1 protein-coding gene is annotated in these 224 nt (G+C 50.4%); it reads left to right on the forward strand.

The window, feature by feature from the left end; translation table 11 throughout:
• Positions 1-224 (forward strand): IS66 family transposase (locus tag WFH18_RS18185; protein ID WP_336755458.1); only part of this gene is annotated, 224 nt, incomplete at both ends.

Consider the following 224-nt stretch of genomic DNA (forward strand, 5'->3'; position numbering starts at 1 on the left):
TCGCTGCGGTGTAGAACTGGAGCCTCTGGCCAATGCCTTAAAAGAGGTGGTACTACAACAGCAGGTGCTGCATGCAGATGAAACACCGGTCACCATCATGCGGATGGGTGAGAATGAGAAAAAACCGAAGAAAGGTTATGTCTGGGCCTATGCCACTACACAGTACAATCCAGTTCAGGCGGTGATCTATGACTTTCAGGATAGTCGTTCAGGCCAGCATGCTG

The sequence above is a fragment of the Acinetobacter sp. USHLN143 genome (assembly GCF_037145695.1).
Classification (GTDB): Bacteria; Pseudomonadota; Gammaproteobacteria; order Pseudomonadales; family Moraxellaceae; genus Acinetobacter; species Acinetobacter fasciculus.